The following is an 18324-nucleotide window of genomic DNA, read 5'->3' as shown; positions in this document are numbered from 1 at the left end:
TATTTTCATGAAAACGAGGCGATTGCAGGCAAGGTGTATCAATCAATTCCGGATATTTTGACGACGGTTGCCCAGCGATATATTGGCGATCATCCCAAACATTCATTTTTATTCAGAGCATACCACCGGGGCGGGTTCCGCCGACTTGGGGATTATCGTTACGATCTGAATCTGGACGACAAGTGGTCTGAGGCACGTGCAGGGCAGTACGTATACGTATGGGGCAAGTTATGGAGCCAGCAGGAGGCTACGTTGAATACAGGTCTGAACTGCTACAGTCCGGTAACGATCTATGTGAACGGGGAAGAGATTTTTAAATCCGAGCTGCTGCAGGAGTTATTTCCCGAGCGAAGAACTCAGATCCCCATTTCCGTAAAGTACGGCTGGAATGATGTTTTGCTTTGCTTTGTAAAAACAGAGGTTGGGTTCGGCGGTATTTATGGTACCGCTTCCTTCAAAAACTTCCCTCTCCACTTCCTCACTCCTGGTGTGGATCGGCAAGGTCAGGAGGGCTGGCTGTATTCGGAGCCTCTCGATGAACCTGTAACTTCACTTCCCCGTGACGGGATGACCGAAGAAGAAACAGAACTTTCCTGGTATCCTCGGAGAGAATGGACAGAAGAAGAGCAGGACGCGGGTTCTTTCGCCAGGATCTATGGTACAGACCAAGCAGCCGTATCCTATGCGTGGACCAAGCTAGATGTAACATTGCCGGGATCGTCTCCTGTGGTTTTGGAAGGGCAGCATGCGGGGGCTCTGTCTTTGTATGTAGACGGCAAAGAAGTGTACTCTGCTCGCAAAAGTGGAGATTTCCGCGTGGAACTGCCGCGCCGTTATGGTTCTTCCGATCTGGTGGCACGAGGTGAAATCAAGGGTGGGGAGAGTCGCTGGGGATTCACGCTGGATTCTGCGAAGGCCTCCGGATCAGAAGGCTGGAGGTTAAGACCTCCACATCCCGTTGCCGGCAGTTCGGACGTATGGCTGTATACCGGAAGATTTGCACCAGGCTCTGAGCCGGTACCTACAGATATTACTGTGACGGATACTGTTTTTGATGATGGCTCGAAAGGCGTTTACTGGCATGCCGATCAGCCAGAGACCAGCGTTCGTCCCTATCTGGAAAATACACATTACGGAAAATGGAATTACCCGTTAGGGGTTACCCTGCTTGGACTTTTACGCATTGGACAGGAGCTGGGTCGTGACGATGTTGTCCAGTATGTCCGGGATCATATCGGTTTGAGTACTTCGTTCGACCGTTATGGTCTATGGGATCGGGAAACATACGGTGCAGCGGGGATTAATAACCAATTGTCGGCAATTGACAGTCTGGACGATTGCGGTTCGTTCGGATCGACATTGCTGGCTGCGATGGAACTGGGTGACATTCGCGGGGGCAGAGATACGGCGGATCGCATTGCCAGTTACATCACGGATGAGCAGGAACGTCTGGAGGATGGAGCATTTAATCGTGTCCGTGGCAGCGGCGAGATGCGTCACGAAACGATGTGGTGTGATGATCTGTACATGAGCACACCATTCCTGATGCGTTATGGTCAATTGACGGGTAACACGGCGTATTGGGATGATGCGGTCAACCAGTTTCTGCTGTTCCGTAAATATCTTTACCTTCCTGAGCAGCAGATCATGTCCCATGTGTATGATTTTGTCCGTGGCCGGGCGACAGGCATTCCGTGGGGGCGCGGAAACGGCTGGGTCCTTTTTTCACTTACCGAATTGTTAAGCATTTTGCCGGAGGATCATGCCCGGCGGTCGGAACTGCTGAGTTTCTACCGGGAGCTATGTCAGGGGTATTTGGCGCTGCAAGGTGAAAATGGCCTGTGGCATCAGGTGTTGAATCGCCCGGATTCATATGAGGAAACGTCGTGCACGTCGATGTTCATCTACGCCTATGCCCGGGGAATTCGGGAGGGCTGGCTTGAGACGCCTGCACTCTATCTGGAAGCTGTACGCAAAGGATGGGAAGGCCTGACCCGACTGTCCATTGATCATGAAGGCAATGTGTACGGCGTATGCCGTGGATCGGGTTACTCTTTTACTGCACTCTATTATCGGGACGATCTGGGGTGGGTTCTGAACGATACCCATGGCATTGGAATAGTGTTGTTGGCAGGTATTGAAGCGCATAAGATGAACCAGCAGCTGAGCCAGATGAATGTTGCTGAACAAGAAGATACGATGCAGAAAGCCTGAAGGAATTATCCAATCATCATACAAAGTGATAGCGGACTATTTTAGGGGATACGGCCTGAAATAGTCTTTTCTTTTCTTTAATAAAAAAAATCAACTGAGTAAAAATATTTAAAACACATTGAGAGACTTTCGATATTAAGTTATAAAATATATCTAATTGGAAGAGCAACAAGTGGATTGAAGCTTGTGCCTTAGGCTTGGAAATGTTGGTGAAAGGTTGAATAATCAATTTTAAGGGTGAATTTATGGAACTAAAGGAGAAGATTGAGTCTCTAATTCAAGAGTTGAATTTTGAGAAGGTTTATGTAAGTGGCACCCCATTGTTATTACGTGATGGTATTTATTACAAAATAACCTTTGTTGAAGGTCTAAATTCTTATGTCATTGAATTTGCAAGTAGTTATGATGAGGCAGTAAAGAATATGTTTGAGGATGGTGATATATATCCTATTTCATTAGGTGAAGATCAACTAATCTGTCAGTTGCGTCATGATCTAAAAAAATTTTATTTGAACGAGTAGCATGTATTATTGATTGGTGCTTTTATTGATTCTTTGTGGTATGGGCGATATTCTGTGATTATGTGGGTGGAGGTATTAAAACAGGACGAAATAGCAAGTGTCACTTTGTTTGACCTAAGATTGTCAGAGGGCGAATTAATGGTTTATGCAGATTGTATTGAATTTGTCTTAAACCATTGTTCTGAGGAACAACTTTACGAACTTACCGGATGTGAAAACCGAGTTGAATTAGTTTCTTATTATGATGATTTAAAGAATTTAATTAAAACGGTCATCAATAAGAAGTGTTTACCAGAAAAATATAAAGATTGATTTGGTTTCAAGAAAATTTAAATATTAGCCTCTGGAAGGGGAGTATGCATGTCCGTTTCAGCATCTATTGAGGTAACCTTATCAAAGCCAATCTCAAGAATGACTATTCTTCGCAAACTAGAAGAATTCGGTTGGTCTTATAACGATCATGGAAAAGTAACTTTTCTACCAGTTGGGGACGTGGATGACTTTGATTGGCAGCACGAATGTATTCCTGTAGAAGAGTTATATAAGATATTAGCTATAAAGGATAACGAAGGAGAATTAATTGGGGTGGCAATGACCTGGAAAGATACTAGTATAGGGGGCACATTTTTAATTAGAGAGAACGGCACCACAATAATGAGTCCTGATATCAATCGAAAAGTCCTTGATGTAGAAAGTTACAACAAAATAACGGATATAAATTGGTACCCGTATTTGGCCGATTACTTGAGTACATTTCTTACGAAGAACATGTTTAAAGTTCAGGAGGAATGATGTATGGCTAGATTTCAATGCAAATGTGGTGTAACACTATCAAATTCAAAAGCCCCGAATGACGTTGAGTTGACAGTATACACAGATAAGGAATGGGACGACATTATTAATCAAGGCGACTTAATTGATCCAATTTCTATATCGTTCCCTCGTTATGATGTTTGGAGATGTAATAGTTGTGAAAGGATTTATGTTTTCGATGGAAATAAAGTAGTAAGAACCTATATTTTAGAAAAGGGCGATCTTAGTACTCTAAATTAAATAAGGTAAGTGACCTTGTATGACATAAACCTTTAGTTAGATACTAACATACGATCCTAAGCTACCTCTATGAATCTTTGCTTAAAGACCTCACCTCCAATCCTGCTCGTTTATCTCATGCCAATAAATTCAAAACAGCTCCAATTGCTCAGGCCCATCCTCTTCCTCATCTGCTGTACGATCAGGGAATGGCTGGACAGGGATATCCAGCAGCTCCATCATCATCTGCGCATTGGCTGCCGCATCGCCACCCGAGTTGTTGTTAAAAATCACATGGACTTCCTTGCTCTGTTCGTGCAGCTGTTCCAGGTAATTTTTCCACTCCATCAGTTCTTCCTTGTTGTACCGATACAAATAACGGGTTTCCCGCCAATTAGGCGCACCGTTCTGGTGCCACCCAGACACATTGCGTCCGTGCATCCGCACGAGCGTCATTTCTGAATCTGTGGCCTGCGGCACGATCGGAATGGAACCGGAGCCCGCCTGCGGCTCGTCACAGACACTGTGAATCCAGCCCTGTTCCCGCAGAAAAGCGAGTGTACGCTCACGCATGCCATCCTCATACCAGCTGCGATGACGAAACTCGAGAGCGCAAGGGATGCCTTCCATTCGCAATCTCACTTCACGCAGTTCATTGACGTTATCGCGATTGCAATCAAACCACGGTGGATATTGAAACAGTGCAGCTTGCATTTTACCGGCTTCCATCACGGGTTCCAGTGACTCCCGAAAAGCCTTGTACATGTCCGAGGTACTGGTGAAATAGGGCTTGCCCCGAAGGTGTCCGGTCATTCCCTGATAGGCTTTGACAATAAACGAAAAGTCATCCGGCGTTTCAGCTGCCCAGCGTGCCATCCGGTCCCGGGGCTGAACGGCATAGAAGGAACTGTCGACTTCCACGGTTGAAAAATATTGCCCATACAGACGAAGCTTGTCTTTCGCTTTGGTGCGATCGGGATACAGATCTTCATGATCTCCCCATCCCGTGAGTCCAATCCGGATCATGAATAACACCTCCTGCTGTTGTTGTGTCTCCGATTATTATGATTGCGTATTATGATTGCGACAAGATGTGAGTATATTATGATTCATTGATATGCAATCGCAGTGGTACTGTGTAAATCATCAGTTTGGCTTACATATAGTTAACCGGTTTGCGACCGTGTGACTATGTTTAACATTATATAGGGCGATTTCAGGTCGTTCAATGAACAGAAACCATGGGAATCTTTGAGTTTGCACCACAAAGGCGATACAATGACTAAAAGCTTAGGGGTATGATCAGGCCTTTACGAATATGGGATGCAGAGCGTTGGGCCATTGACATGTGGAGGGCGATACGTATGACGGAATGGTATGAAAAAAGTTTTGGAGAAGATTACCTTCTCGTATACAAGCACCGGGATGTGCAAGGTGCATATGAGGAAGTACATAAAATGATTAATTGGTTAAAACTCGAGCCAAAGGCACGAGTCCTGGATCTATGCTGCGGCATGGGTCGCCATTCCTTGGCACTGGCTGACGCAGGCTTCCGGGTGACCGGAATTGATCTGTCCGATGTGCTTCTGCGTGAAGCGCGACAAATGGATACCGAGGATCGTGTGGAGTGGGTTCACGCCGACATGCGTGATCTGCCGCTCAAAGGCGGATTTGACGCTGTAGTCAACCTGTTCACATCATTTGGTTATTTTCGTGAGGATGGGGAACAGCTCAAGGTGTTGCGTGTCATTCGTCACATGCTGAAGCCTGGCGGCAGCTACATCATAGATTTTATGAACACGGCTTATGTGACCCGCCATCTGGTACCCCATTCCAAGCGTGACGCAGAAGGACAGCATATTGAGGAGTTTCGCAAGATCGAGAACGGCTTTGTGCAAAAAGAAATTCACATTACCGATGCTGATTCCAGTGATAAACCTCGAATTTATCAGGAGCGTGTCAAGCTGTATACCCGTGAACAACTGAGTGAACTGCTGCAGGAGGCAGGACTTGTGGTAGATCAGGTTCATGGAGGTTATGATGAAGAGAAATACGACGAGCAGGATTCCCCGCGCATGATTTTTGTTGGGCATCGGCCTGCAGAGTGAGAAGATCATGGAGGAGAAGAAAATGAAACGAACGGAAGCAATCCCCATGCCGGAGGGCATGCATCGGCTCCAGATCACGATGTCTTTCCCGCTGCGCTGGGTGAACAGTTATGTGCTTTATGAACCGGATGGAATGATAACGGTGGTTGACCCTGGACCGCGTAATTCAGGAACGGAACAGGAATGGCAGGAAGCTCTGACAAGCCTCGGCTTGTCATTTCAGGATATCCGTCAAATTGTATTGACTCATCATCATCCCGATCATCTCGGTTTGTCGGGCTGGATGCAGCAGAAGTCGGGTGCACCTGTGCGCATGTCTGCGAGATCGCGCCAGGAGGCAGACTACATGTGGGGTCCGGACGCGACCATTAATACCATGCTGCCTGAATTCTATCATCATCATGGGATGCCCGAAGATAAAACCGTACAGATCCGCGAACATCTGGAGGGATTTGTCTCGCAGATTACCCCGGTGCCGGACGTGACGTTTATTGAGGACGGGGATTGGCTGGATATGGGCGGTAAGAGATGGGTAGCCATCGAGACAGGTGGACATGCCCCGGGGCATCTATCCTTTTATGCGCCAGAGTCCAGAGAAATGATATGCGGTGATGCGGTTCTGCCGCAGATTTCGCCCAATATCAGTTTGCAGCCTGAAAGTGATGCTCAGCCATTGTTTTCTTATCTAGAGGGGTTGCACCGTCTCGGGACCCTGGATATCAAGACGGCCTATCCGGGGCATCGGAATCCGTTTGGCCATTTCAGTGAACGAACGTCTCAATTGCTGGCTCACCATGAAGAGCGGCTACAAAAGATGGCCGAGCATATTTACGAGCATCCAGCGAACGGATATGACGTTTGCGTTTCCTTGTTTGGCGATCGATTGGGCATACATCAGCTGCGGTTTGCCATGAGTGAAACATTGGCGCATTTACAGGAGTTAATCAGGCGAGAACGTATTGTGCAGGAACAGAAAGCAGATGGATCATTTTTTTTCAAAAAGCATAACTGAGATAGTATGTGGACTTAATAAAATTAAACGGTTAATAAGGCTCTGGAATGGGAGAACATCTCCTTTTCAGGGCCTTTTGCTGTATATGGGTCTGAATAATGGAAAGCTTTAGCCTTTCTTAACGGTTCCTTCATCTGCTTTTAATCCAAGGCCCATAAGATAAGTTCATGAACTTCGCCAGAGAAAGCAGGGAAGCGCGATGAACAGAACAAAACGAAATCAATGGAGAAAATGGCAAGCCTCAGCGATTGCAACATTAACTGTGGCTGCACTCTTTCAATATGTAAGAACCTCTGATGCCTTTGATGTCGCTTATGCAGCATCGAGTGGAACAGATACCGATGGTCTGCCTGCAAGTCAGATGGATACCCGGGATGATGTAATGGATGAATGGACAGGCAGCTTGGCTCCGAATCACGAAGAGGAGCAGAACAACCAAAGCAGACTTTATGGAAAAGACATTGGGCAGCCTGAACAGGAAGCCGATTCGGGAACCGGCAGAGGAAGTTTCCAGTCACGCACAGGTGTATCATGAGCCGCGCTGAAGAGACCACGCGTCCGATCAGGTTCAGGTTTCGTGCAATGAACACGGACGTGGAGGTTCAGCTGGTAACAGCCGGACGTGAGGAAGCGGAGCATGCAGCTGCACTCGTGAAGAATTGGTTTGAAACACAGGAGCAGCGTTTCAGTCGTTTTATACCTGATAGCGAGTTGAATCGTCTGAATCGAAAGGCGGGTTGGATGTCTGTCTCCGCTGCCATGGATGAGGTATTAAGTTTGGCATACGGATATATAGGTCAGACGGAAGGGATTTTTCAACCCGGGATTTCAAGGGCACTTCGGGAACAGGGATACGATGTCAGCTTCGAACAGATCGGGCAGGGTAAGCCAAGCACAACACAATCCCTGCTCCATACCTCAACCTCACTTGCCTCGCCGATCCTCGGAGAGGACCGCGATTATACTTGTCCGGGATGGATTCATCGAGAGGGCAGCCGGATGGTTCATACGGATCCGGGGCTGGAACTGGATCTGGGCGGCATTGTGAAAGGCTGGGCAACCGAGCGTATTGCCGACTGGTTGCAGCATTCACTTCATATTCCTGCAGGCATGATTAATGCAGGAGGCGATATTCAGGTGTGGGGTACGCCTCCTTCTTCTGCATGGACGATCTATGTAAAGGATCCTTTGCTGGATAAACGGAATTTAACAGGGAGCATTCAGTTAGGATCTGGTGCTGCGGCGACTTCAGGCATTGCCCGAAGACAATGGCAGCAGGCTGATGGACGCCTCTGCCACCACTTGATTGACCCGAGGACCATGGAACCGGCTGACACAGATGTCGTGCAGTGTACCGCTGTGGGCCAGCATGTCTCACAATGCGAGATTATTGCGAAGACTGTCTGTATCCTGGGAAGTGCTGAAGCGATTGGCTGGTTGAATCGGCATTATGATCGGCATGATGTGTTATGGATGACCCGGGAAGGAAAGCTCTGGTTCCGTGGGGACAAGGATACACTCAAGCAGCGGTGGCCTGGGTTTGAACCGGATCATTGCTTTAGCTTTATTTAAAATGCAAAATACTGAAACGACAAGTCTATCAGATAGGGGGGAGCCGGTTATGGCACAATGGATTGTAGATTATTTGCCGACATGGAATTTCATTCGTATTAGTGGAATAGCCGCTTATCTGCTGCTCTTTGCGGGGGTGTTTCTGGGAATTGCACAGGGGTTGCCTGCCGCCAAGGGCAAGTCCAAAGCAGCCATGTACCAGTGGCATACCCGAACAACCTGGCTCGCCTTTGGACTTGGTATCTTACATGCGTTAACCCTTTACATCGATCATTACAGTCCATTTACCTGGAGTGAAATGCTTATTCCATTTACTGCTTCAGTGCATCCGGTTGGCAGCGGCCTGGGGACATTATCCTTTTACGGTTTGCTAATCGTGCTGCTGTCCAGTGATCTGCGTAACAAATTGGGGCGCAAATGGTGGATTGTGTTCCACATGCTCTCATATCCAGCGTTCATCTGTTTGCTGGTGCACGGCATGATTACTGGTTCCGATTCGGGGAACGTGCTGATGCGTTTAATATACGCATTCACGGGATTGTCCATCCTGGGCATAACGGTGCTGCGAGGGCTGATGCGTGAGCGCAAAGGACCGCAAATCACGATTGGGCACAATCGTTCGCAGTCTAAGCCAACCGTGGAACGGATGTGGGGCGAAGCATATGGACTCGCTGGAGCGGGGAGACAGGAGCGTTTAAAATAGTCGTAACGTATACTTGATATATACGAAAAAAGAAGCGGCCGATTGGCCGCTTTTTTCTATGAGCTGTCTTTTACAGACATGTCTCATTTCTGAGTGCCAGACGTGGCTTAAACGACGTCATCACTGACCGGTTTCTCGCCCAATGCTTCTTCAAGCTCGGACTGTTTGCGGTGCGCGATCCGGCTGCTTGCTGCTGATGCGATGGCCCCGACGATATCGTCCAGAAACGTATGTACAGGTCCCAGGCTTTTATCATTCAGCCGCTCAAGTACACCGGGTTTAAGCTTGTCTACATAACCGTAATTCGTGAATCCGATGCTGCCGTATACATTGACGATGGAGAATGCGAGAATCTCATCCACGCCATATAACCCTTCATCATTCTCAATCATTTCCTGCAAAGGCGAAATGAGCTGACCCTGCTCTGCCAGCAGATCAAGCTGAATGCCCGTCAGAACAGCGTTCTGCACCTCGCGTTTGCGGAGAACCTTCTCCACATTATCGATACATTCTTCCATCGTAAGATCCGGATAGTATTTTTTCTGCAATAACATGACCAATTCTGCGATCTCAGGGATCGTGACGCCCCGCTTATGCAGCCATTCCCTTGTTGCGTCCGCTACTTTGCGGCTGTTCAGGCTGTAAGGGATTTTTTCTTGCTCAGGATGTTCCATGGGCGATTCCTCCTCTGATGTTAGCAATGTCCCTACTCTTGCTTCCTAATACGTAATTAACCGTTTTGCGTTTCTTTCAATATCGTTTTGAGTTAGTTCAGTAACCTTCAAGGCGGAAACAAGAGCAGTTTTCGGCTTGGTACACCAGGAGCTTGTTTAAAAAGTAGTTATTTTTTGGACAGAGGCTCGTATACATGGTAGTACAAACTGTAAAAATGATGAGGGGGAACGTAATCATGAGTAAGATCCGATATATGCGTACGGCATCGGCAGCTGCGCTGCTGAGCATTCCTATGGTACTGTCCGGCTGCGGCATGTTTAATGCACAGTCATCCGAGGCGATTGATCCGCCGCCGCCCATCCAGGAAGCAGCCATGATTCAGGCAGCCGAAGGCAATGGGACACTCGCGACGCTTCCACTCACGACGGTTTATTTGCAGGATCAGCAAGGGTTGCTTGCTCCGGTATCATTGACACTTCCATCCGGGTCGGATGTTAGCAGTCCGAAGACCGCACTGGATACCCTCGTAACGGGTGGCGAGTACGCAGGTATGCTGCCTGAAGGATTCCAAGGCGTTCTCCCGCAAGGGACCGTGGTGCAGAATGTAACCGTACATCCGGATGACAAACTGGCTGTTGTAGAGTTCTCCGGTAATTTTGCCAAATACGATGCCAAGGATGAGCGCAAAATGCTGGAAGCTGTAACATGGACATTGACAGGCACACCGGATGTGGAGAACGTGCAGATCTGGGTAGATGGCAAAAAGCTGACACAAATGCCGGTCAACAGTACACCGCTGCCTGAACCGCTGAACCGGGCGGTAGGCATCAATCTGGATCTGGGGGATACATTCACGACCAACAGCAGTCCGGTAACCGTGTATTTCTCGGCAGCTTCGCCAGCAGGCATTCAATATTACGTTCCGGTTACGCGTCTGGTCACACCGGGTACGGACCGGGTGCAGGCGGCGCTGAATGAGCTGATTAAGGGGCCAGCCAAGGGCGGCGAGCTGGAAGAGGTCATGACAGGTGGAACGGAGCTGCAATCCGTCAAAACGGCTGAGGATGGAACGGTTACGGTCGCACTCAAAGACGATATGTTCGTTGAAGGAGATGTCGTGCCAAGTGAGCTGCTGCAATCGGTCGTCTTGACTACCACAGAGAACACGGCAAGTAAGGATGCCAAAGTCCAAATCGAGTGGAACGGTCAAAAAACGGTGATGGGTGATGATAACCGGGATTATAGTGCGCCGGTCTCCAAACCTGAATATATCAACGAAATTCCAATTTAAGATCCAGACAACGCCGGGGAATGTTAACAGAAGTCCTTGGTGGATAAATGTTTGCAGCAGCACTCTTTGGCGGATAGATGCTTTTAAGGTGACTCTTTGGTAAAATAGAAGGGATTAGTAAGTGTGAATCAGTTCAACAATTACAGGATGCTTAAGTCGTAGGAGGCAGAAATGATGAGATCTAACGGACGAACCAGCGAACAGCTGCGGCCGATGAATTTAACAATTAACACAAATAAATACGCCGAAGGTTCTGTACTGATTGAAGTCGGAGATACGAAGGTTATTTGTACAGCAACGGTAGAGGAACGTGTTCCTCCCTTCATGAAAGGTCAGGGAAAAGGCTGGGTTACCGCTGAATACTCCATGCTGCCCCGTGCAACCCATACCCGTAATCAGCGCGAAGCCAATCGCGGGAAATTGACTGGGCGCACCATGGAAATTCAGCGTCTGATCGGCCGTGCGTTGCGCTCTGTTGTTAACTTGCAGGCCCTTGGCGAGCGGACCATTACCCTGGATTGTGATGTCATTCAGGCGGACGGAGGCACACGTACAACGTCCATTACCGGTTCGTTTGTGGCGCTGGCGCTGGCTGTGAACAAAATTGCCCAGCAGCATCGCCTGCAAACATTCCCCATCACGGATTTCATTGCAGCTGTAAGTGTTGGTGTAGTTGGAGAACAGCCTGTTCTGGATCTCAACTATGATGAGGATTCCAAAGCGAAGGTGGATATGAACCTGGTGATGACAGGTGGCGGGAAATATGTGGAGCTGCAGGGAACAGGGGAAGAGGCCCCGTTTGACCGCCGTGAGCTGAATGCCATGCTGGAGCTGGGTGAACAGGGAATCCTGGAGATGATCGAGCGGCAAAAAGAAGTGCTTGGTCCGATTGCGCTCAAGATCGGCGCTAGTGGATTAGGAGAAGCCTAAGATGCGTCTGGATAGCCCAATCATTATTGTTGCAACCCGGAATCAGGGGAAAGTAAGGGAGTTTGCCCATGCATTTGCCCCACTTGGCAAAGAGGTCAAAAGCATGTTTGACTATCCCGAACTGCCGGATGTCGTGGAGGATGGGGTAACCTTTGCCGAGAATGCATGGAAGAAAGCCAAGGCCGTAGGGGATGCGCTTGGCCTTCCAGTACTCGCCGATGATTCCGGACTTTGTGTGGACTTGCTGGATGGAGAGCCGGGCGTGTACTCGGCAAGATATGCTGGCGAAGGAGCAACGGATGCCCTGAATAATGCCAAGCTGCTTCGAACGCTTGAATCCATAAAATCCGGTGAGGATACTGAACAGCCATTGCTCAGTCCGGCACGCTTTGTATGTGCATTGGTCCTGTATGACCCGGTATCGGGGGAAAAGTTTGAAGCGGAAGGTACAGCGGAAGGTTGGATTACAAGCGAGGCTGCCGGGGGTGGCGGTTTTGGATATGATCCTCTTTTCTATGTGCCTGAATACGAGATGACGATGGCCGAGCTTACGCTGGAGCAAAAGCAGGCGATAAGTCATCGTGGCCATGCACTGCGGGCGCTTGTATCCAAACTTGAAGGATGAATCGTAGTTAACAGGAGCGTCTTGAATCGGATATAGCAGCTTCAAATAGTAAAGTGTTAATGGAAGGAAAGCGCCATTCTTGCGGAATGCTCTCCTTCTATTAACGCTTTTTTTATTTTCGAAAAGAATGATAGCGACAGAGTGAGATGCAAATCCATCGATAGACCTACCATCCATCCCGTGTTTTCACTTACTCTATTCGGAACATATGTTCCTATTCCTAGATGGCCACATATTACGATTGCGCGTTTGAGAATCAGCTTGGGACCGGAGTTGGAAGAAGTTGCAAGCCTTGTACCGTATGGGTTAACATTCATGGTAACGACTCAAGAATGAACTCAAGCGGAGGGGATTAGCGCATGCAGGAAGTGAAACTTACAGTGTCTTACGATGACTATGAGAACGATGTCCGTATGGAGAATTTAATCAAGGAATTAGCAGCCAAACCAGAGGCAGGTTCACTGGAGAGTCTGATCATTGGAGACTGGGGACAAGCTTACGAAAATTCGCCGGACGATTTTATGGGCACTCTCATTCAGCTGGCACCAAGCTTCCCTTCGTTGAAAAAGCTGTTTATTGGAGATATGGGTTTTGAAGAGTGCGAGGTATCCTGGATTATTCAGACCGATCTGACGCCACTATTGAACGCTTTTCCTGAATTGAAGTCATTTTCGGTTAAAGGAAGCAGCGGATTGGTTCTCGAACCTCTGCAGCATGCCAAACTTGAAGAGCTGGTTATTATCTGCGGAGGGCTGCCGCAAGAAGTATTAGCTTCGATTAGCCATGCTCAATTGCCTGAACTGCGCAAGCTTGAACTATATCTGGGTGTGGATGATTATGGCTTTGACGGTTCACTCGAAGATGTGCTTCCCTTGCTGGAACAGGGACGCTTCCCTAAACTTGTGTATCTTGGCCTGAAAGACAGTGAAATTCAAGATGAAATTGCCAAAGCTGTGGCGCAGGCTCCCATCGTGGATCAGCTGGAAGTACTGGATCTTTCCCAAGGGACCTTGTCGGATGAAGGGGCCGAGGCACTGCTCGCCAGCGACAAGATCAAAACATTGAAGCATCTTGATCTCAGTTACCACTACATGACGGACGAAATGCTCATTCGCTGGAAACGCTCAGGCATTTCTGTGGATGTCAGTGATCAGCAAGAGAGTGACGAAGATGACTGGCGTTATCCGTCACTAACGGAATAAGGAATGCCAGGCATTACTAAAGACAAGATGGTTCACGGACAGCAAACTCAAGTCAATGGCATGGACGGGGAGCGACCGTTTTGGTTGATTGGAAACCCGGATAACCGCAGAACCAAGGGACTGCAGCAGGCAAGGCAGCAATGTGGCTTGAAGCCCGCTGTGGTGATTCCCTATGCCGACTTGCTCAAGACCTGGAGACAGGGTGCAACCCTGGCAGAAGTAATCCAGAAAAAGGTTACAGCCGGGGATGCACCACCATCGCAAGATGCACCCCTGGTTCGAATAGATGCCCCAGGAGAGCAGTGGGACGTGGAGCGTGGATTGCTATCGCTTGGTGCGGAAGAATACGAGCCTTCCTTTTATTTAGGCAGAAAAGAGCGGATTCCTGCCGAGCAGGCGCTTGATCTGCAGCAGGATTGGGGACGCATCTATGCACCGGCCCAGTGGTTTAATGGCTGGAGAACATGTCTGGAGCGAATCGGACGGGAAGTGAATGAATTCTGGCCTTCTGCCAGGTTCCTGAACGATCCCGAAGATATTGCCATCATGTTTGACAAAAGAAAGTGTCAGCAGCATCTATCCGCCCACGGTGTGGATGTCCCTCCTGTCCTGCAATCATCGGGACAGATATTGAGTTATTCGGAATTGCGCGCTGCCATGCAGGTCGCAGGCATGCACAGAGTGTTTGTTAAGCTTGCTTGTGGCTCAGCGGCATCCGGTGTTGTTGCTTATCAGTTCAACCCGAGAACGGGCGCGGAGATTGCTCTAACCACAGTGGGAATGGAACATATTGAGGGCAAGCTTGTTTTCTATAATGAAGGCCGCATGCAGAGGTATACCCGCAGGGAAGAAATTGAGCCTCTGCTCGACTGGTTATGTGCTGAAGGTGCTCAGATTGAACGCTGGATGGTCAAAGCTTCCCATGGTTCGCGCGTATTTGATATACGTCAACTTGTAGCTGGTGGACATGCAGGTCATGCGATTATGCGGTTAAGTCATACACCCATAACCAATCTGCATCTACGCAATGAGCGAATGCTGCCTGTAGAAGCAGGGCTGGATGAGCAAAAGCTGGGACTGGTTCAGACCGCTGCCCTAAGAGCTATGGCTGCTTTTCCCAACTCATGGTCTGCCGGTATTGATGTAATGCTCAGTGGAGGGGACAAACCGCATGCCTATGTTCTGGATGTAAATCCGTTCGGCGATCTGTTGTACCACGTACAGCACGACGGACTTGGAACATATGAATGGGAGATGGATATTTTGCAAAAGGAGCCTTACGAACATGCCTGATATGAACACCATTGTGGGCTCTCATGATCTGTTGATGATTACCTTGGATACGTTAAGGTATGACGCAGCGAAGCTGGAGGAACCGAATTGTCCCAATCTGTGTGGTTCGGGCTCCTGGGAGAAACGCCATACGCCAGGAAGTTTTACATATGCGGCACATCATGCCTTTTTTGGCGGGTTCATGCCTACGCCTGCGAATACGGACAAAGCCTCTCATGTCCGACTGTTTCATTCACGAAATACCGGATTGAAGACTCATCCGCATACCTGGCTGTTTGATACACCGGATATCGTATCCGGTCTGGCGGAGGAAGGATATCGTACGATCTGTATTGGTGGGGTCATCTTTTTCACGAAAAAAAATCCGCTTGCCAAAGTGCTGCCTGGTTACTTTCAGCAGAGTTATTGGCGAATGAACTTCGGGGTAACGAACCCTCGCTCGACAGAGCATCAGGTTCAGCATGCATTGAAGCTGCTTGATCAGATACCGCAGGATGAGAAAGTATTTCTTTTTTTGAATGTGTCCGCTATCCATGGTCCCAATCGTTACTTCGTGGAAGGGGCAAGAGAGGACTCCGTTCAGACTCAACGGGCCGCACTTCGGTACGTGGATCAAGCCCTTGGTCCATTGTTTGATGCCATGCGGCAGCGCTCGCGGCCAACGTTCTGTCTTGCGTTTTCCGATCATGGGACGGCTTATGGTGAAGATGGGTACCATGGGCACAGGCTGGCACATGAAGTCGTCTGGAATGTGCCCTATCGTGAATTTATTTTATAGACAGAAGTGGTTTTATTTTATCGTTAACGACAACAACCGGAGACAGGGAGGAAACCGATGGATAATCAATCTCAAAACACAACAACAGGTCATTCCGCAGCGTCCGGATCCAATACGATTACAGGTCTGAGAGAAGTACTGTCTTCACCCTATCGCTCTTATCTATACTCTTATCCTCATAAGACGGCGTATCGGGAGTTGGAGCCTCCGCTGCCCCTGGGGCCATTGTGGGAACGGGAGAACACGGATACGTATTTTTTATATATGCATATTCCGTTTTGCGCTGCCCGCTGCGGATTTTGCAACTTGTTCACTTTGCCTGATCGGCGTGACGATACGCATGAACGTTATGTGGATGCACTGGAACGGCAGGCGAAGCAGTGGGCGCCTATTACGTCGCGCAGACCATATTCCAGGTTTGCCATAGGTGGCGGGACGCCAACATTGCTGAATGAAATTCAGTTGAATCGGTTGTTTGACATTGCGGAAAATGTCATGGGACTTGATCCCACACACGCTTCCATTTCGGTGGAGACATCACCCGACACGGTGACCGAAGCCAAGCTCACGTTGTTGAAGGAACGTAGCGTGGACCGTGTCAGCATGGGGATTCAGAGCTTTATCGAAGCGGAAGCTGCAGCGATTTACCGCCCCCAGAAACCACAGGAAGTGGAGCGCGCACTTGAGAAGCTGACCCGATACAACTTTCCTTTGTTGAATCTGGATTTGATCTACGGTTTGCCGGGACAAACGGTGAAATCGTGGCTGTACTCGCTCGAGCGTGCTCTATCTTATGAACCCGGGGAAATTTTCATTTATCCGCTCTATACCCGCGAGAATACCATCGTGAAGCCGGAAGACATTCAGCGACAGGGGCCGGATATCCGCATGCAGCTCTACACTGCCGCCCGTGATATGCTAAAAAGTCGTGGCTATGTTCAGTATTCCATGCGCAGATTTGCGAAGGAGTCATCTTCTCCGGCAAGCAAAGACCTTCTCCCCTACAGCTGTCAGGAAGAAGGCATGGTTGGCCTGGGATGCGGCGCCCGTTCGTACACCAGCGAAGTGCACTATGCTTCAAAATACGGAGTAAGCTATAAAGCTACTCAGAGCATTATCGCGGATTATGTGGCAACCGAGCGGTATGATGTGGCTGACTACGGCATTGTACTGAGCAGAGAAGAACAAAAACGCAGATTTATTTTAAAGGCACTGCTGCATCGGGAAGGCCTGACTTTAGCAGATTATCTTCAGCGATTCGGAAGTGAAGTTATGTCAGATTATGTTTGGCTGGCCGAACTGCTGACAGAGGGAATGGCACGGATCAAGCAGGAGGATGGACGCCAGATTCTGCGTTTGACTGAAGAGGGGCTGGGATACTCTGATGCGATAGGTGATTGGTTGATATCCGCCGAGATTCGTGAACAAATGGAAGGGTTTGTGTTCTCATGAGAGCAACCTTGTATTATCGGGGAAAGCTGTCGTCCTGCAATTACGACTGTCCCTATTGTCCATTTAGCAAAACCGTGGATTCCAAGGAGACACTGGAAACCGACGAACAGCAGTTGCGTCAATTTGTGAATTGGGTGAAGGCCCAGGAAGTTGCTGGACATCAGTTGTCCATTTTCTTCAATCCGTATGGAGAGGCTCTGGTCCGGCGTTGGTACAGGGAAGCCATGGTTGAACTGTCACATATGCCTCATGTAAATAAGGTCGCTGTGCAGACCAACCTGTCCGTGAAGCTGGATTGGGCTCGTGAACTGAATTCCGGAACAGCTGCCTTCTGGGCAACATATCACCCGCGTGAGACCAAAGAATCCTCTTTTGTGAAGCAGTGCCTTACTTTACGTGAAATGGGCCTTAATTTCAGTGTGGGCACAGTTGGGCTTCGCAGTGCCTTCCCTGCAATCCAATCCATGAGAAAAGCTTTGCCAGACGATGTGTACATGTGGATCAATGCATTCAAGGATAAACCCAAATATTACACGGCAGAAGAGGTTGAGTATTTGCGATCCATCGACCCGCTGTTTGAAGGCAATCTGCAGGATTACGAGAGTTATGGCAAAGGCTGTGCGGCCGGATCGGAAGTATTTTATGTGCAAGGATCGGGGCATGTAAAAAGGTGTTACAAGGATCGCCGGATCATTGGCCATTTGTACCGTGATGGTCTGGAGAAGTTATCCGCTGATCGGCCCTGCAGGATGAAAAAGTGCGGCTGCTACATCGGATATGTGCATATGCTGGACTCTCCGTTTAGAGAAATTTATGGCAATGGCTTGCTTGAACGGAATCCTCAATCGGTTGTGCTGAATCGATAATTCTCCTGGTTTTTTGGGGGGGGGATTAAATGACGATTGATTAATATGAA

Annotated in this window: 20 protein-coding genes; 18 read left to right on the top strand and 2 right to left on the bottom strand. The window is 48.7% G+C overall.

All coding sequences use genetic code 11. The features are described from left to right. The first annotated feature begins 33 nt into the window (after positions 1-33). The 5 genes from HP552_RS04580 (at position 34) to HP552_RS04560 (ending at position 3788) form a co-directional block, all read left to right on the top strand. Positions 34-2214, top strand: a complete 2181-nt coding sequence (locus HP552_RS04580; protein WP_312884204.1) for a glycoside hydrolase family 88/105 protein — start codon at positions 34-36, stop codon at positions 2212-2214. A gap of 245 nt (positions 2215-2459) precedes the next feature. Beyond that, positions 2460-2735 carry a hypothetical protein gene (locus tag HP552_RS04575; RefSeq protein WP_175394434.1) on the top strand — a complete coding sequence of 92 codons (276 nt, stop codon included), beginning with the start codon at positions 2460-2462 and terminating at the stop codon, positions 2733-2735. A 9-nt stretch (positions 2736-2744) separates the two neighbouring features. Then, entirely contained in the window at positions 2745-3047 is a 303-nt protein-coding gene (locus tag HP552_RS04570) for a hypothetical protein (RefSeq protein ID WP_246310755.1), read from the top strand. A gap of 48 nt (positions 3048-3095) precedes the next feature. After that, positions 3096-3527 (top strand): hypothetical protein, encoded by a 432-nt coding sequence (locus HP552_RS04565; RefSeq protein WP_175394433.1) that lies wholly within the window; start codon positions 3096-3098, stop codon positions 3525-3527. 3 nt (positions 3528-3530) lie between these two features. Beyond that, positions 3531-3788: a DUF8617 domain-containing protein gene (locus HP552_RS04560; protein ID WP_175394432.1), complete on the top strand. Its 258-nt coding sequence runs from the start codon at positions 3531-3533 to the stop codon at positions 3786-3788. A gap of 129 nt (positions 3789-3917) precedes the next feature. On the opposite strand, the gene HP552_RS04555 is transcribed toward HP552_RS04560, so the two are convergent. After that, positions 3918-4793, bottom strand: a complete 876-nt coding sequence (locus HP552_RS04555) for a DUF72 domain-containing protein (RefSeq protein WP_175394431.1) — start codon at positions 4791-4793, stop codon at positions 3918-3920. A gap of 338 nt (positions 4794-5131) precedes the next feature. On the opposite strand from HP552_RS04555, the gene HP552_RS04550 reads away from it, so the two are divergent. From HP552_RS04550 to HP552_RS04530, 5 genes are all read left to right on the top strand, one after another. Next, a complete protein-coding gene (locus HP552_RS04550; protein ID WP_175394430.1) occupies positions 5132-5875 on the top strand; it encodes a class I SAM-dependent methyltransferase in 744 nt (247 codons plus the stop codon). A gap of 22 nt (positions 5876-5897) precedes the next feature. Continuing rightward, a complete protein-coding gene (locus tag HP552_RS04545) occupies positions 5898-6887 on the top strand; it encodes an MBL fold metallo-hydrolase (RefSeq protein ID WP_175394429.1) in 990 nt (329 codons plus the stop codon). 199 nt (positions 6888-7086) lie between these two features. Then, the gene (locus HP552_RS04540) at positions 7087-7422 is read left to right on the top strand and encodes a hypothetical protein (RefSeq protein WP_175394428.1); all 336 of its coding nucleotides are present in this window, start codon (positions 7087-7089) and stop codon (positions 7420-7422) included. Beyond that, on the top strand, positions 7419-8459 hold the full coding sequence (locus HP552_RS04535) for an FAD:protein FMN transferase (protein WP_175394427.1): 1041 nt from the start codon (positions 7419-7421) through the stop codon (positions 8457-8459). The genes HP552_RS04540 and HP552_RS04535 overlap by 4 nt, the downstream gene beginning before the upstream one ends. Positions 8460-8508: 49 nt before the next feature. Further along, positions 8509-9162, top strand: coding sequence for a ferric reductase-like transmembrane domain-containing protein (locus HP552_RS04530; protein WP_175394426.1), 654 nt, complete (start codon positions 8509-8511; stop codon positions 9160-9162). A 107-nt stretch (positions 9163-9269) separates the two neighbouring features. On the opposite strand, the gene HP552_RS04525 is transcribed toward HP552_RS04530, so the two are convergent. Continuing rightward, positions 9270-9836, bottom strand: a complete 567-nt coding sequence (locus HP552_RS04525; protein WP_175394425.1) for a phosphatidylglycerophosphatase A family protein — start codon at positions 9834-9836, stop codon at positions 9270-9272. Positions 9837-10072: 236 nt separating this feature from the next. On the opposite strand from HP552_RS04525, the gene HP552_RS04520 reads away from it, so the two are divergent. From HP552_RS04520 to HP552_RS04485, 8 genes are all read left to right on the top strand, one after another. Beyond that, positions 10073-11128, top strand: a complete 1056-nt coding sequence (locus HP552_RS04520; protein WP_175394424.1) for a GerMN domain-containing protein — start codon at positions 10073-10075, stop codon at positions 11126-11128. Positions 11129-11299: 171 nt separating this feature from the next. Next, a complete protein-coding gene (gene rph / locus HP552_RS04515) occupies positions 11300-12058 on the top strand; it encodes a ribonuclease PH (RefSeq protein WP_095293274.1) in 759 nt (252 codons plus the stop codon). A 1-nt stretch (position 12059) separates the two neighbouring features. Beyond that, entirely contained in the window at positions 12060-12683 is a 624-nt protein-coding gene (locus tag HP552_RS04510; RefSeq protein WP_175394423.1) for an XTP/dITP diphosphatase, read from the top strand. Between the two features lie 359 nt (positions 12684-13042). Next, a complete protein-coding gene (locus HP552_RS04505; RefSeq protein ID WP_175394422.1) occupies positions 13043-13885 on the top strand; it encodes an STM4015 family protein in 843 nt (280 codons plus the stop codon). A 3-nt stretch (positions 13886-13888) separates the two neighbouring features. Further along, on the top strand, positions 13889-15178 hold the full coding sequence (locus HP552_RS04500) for an STM4014 family protein (RefSeq protein ID WP_246310754.1): 1290 nt from the start codon (positions 13889-13891) through the stop codon (positions 15176-15178). Further along, positions 15171-15956: an STM4013/SEN3800 family hydrolase gene (locus HP552_RS04495; protein WP_175394421.1), complete on the top strand. Its 786-nt coding sequence runs from the start codon at positions 15171-15173 to the stop codon at positions 15954-15956. Before HP552_RS04500 ends, HP552_RS04495 begins: the two co-directional genes overlap by 8 nt. Before the next feature lie 57 nt (positions 15957-16013). Then, positions 16014-17408, top strand: coding sequence for an STM4012 family radical SAM protein (locus HP552_RS04490; protein ID WP_175394420.1), 1395 nt, complete (start codon positions 16014-16016; stop codon positions 17406-17408). Beyond that, the gene (locus HP552_RS04485) at positions 17405-18274 is read left to right on the top strand and encodes an STM4011 family radical SAM protein (RefSeq protein WP_175394419.1); all 870 of its coding nucleotides are present in this window, start codon (positions 17405-17407) and stop codon (positions 18272-18274) included. Before HP552_RS04490 ends, HP552_RS04485 begins: the two co-directional genes overlap by 4 nt. Positions 18275-18324 lie beyond the last annotated feature (50 nt).

The sequence above is a fragment of the Paenibacillus xylanilyticus genome, assembly GCF_013359935.1.
GTDB lineage: Bacteria > Bacillota > Bacilli > Paenibacillales > Paenibacillaceae > Paenibacillus > Paenibacillus xylanilyticus.
Note: the sequence above shows the minus strand (reverse complement) of the source record. Positions and strands in the feature narration are given on the sequence as shown.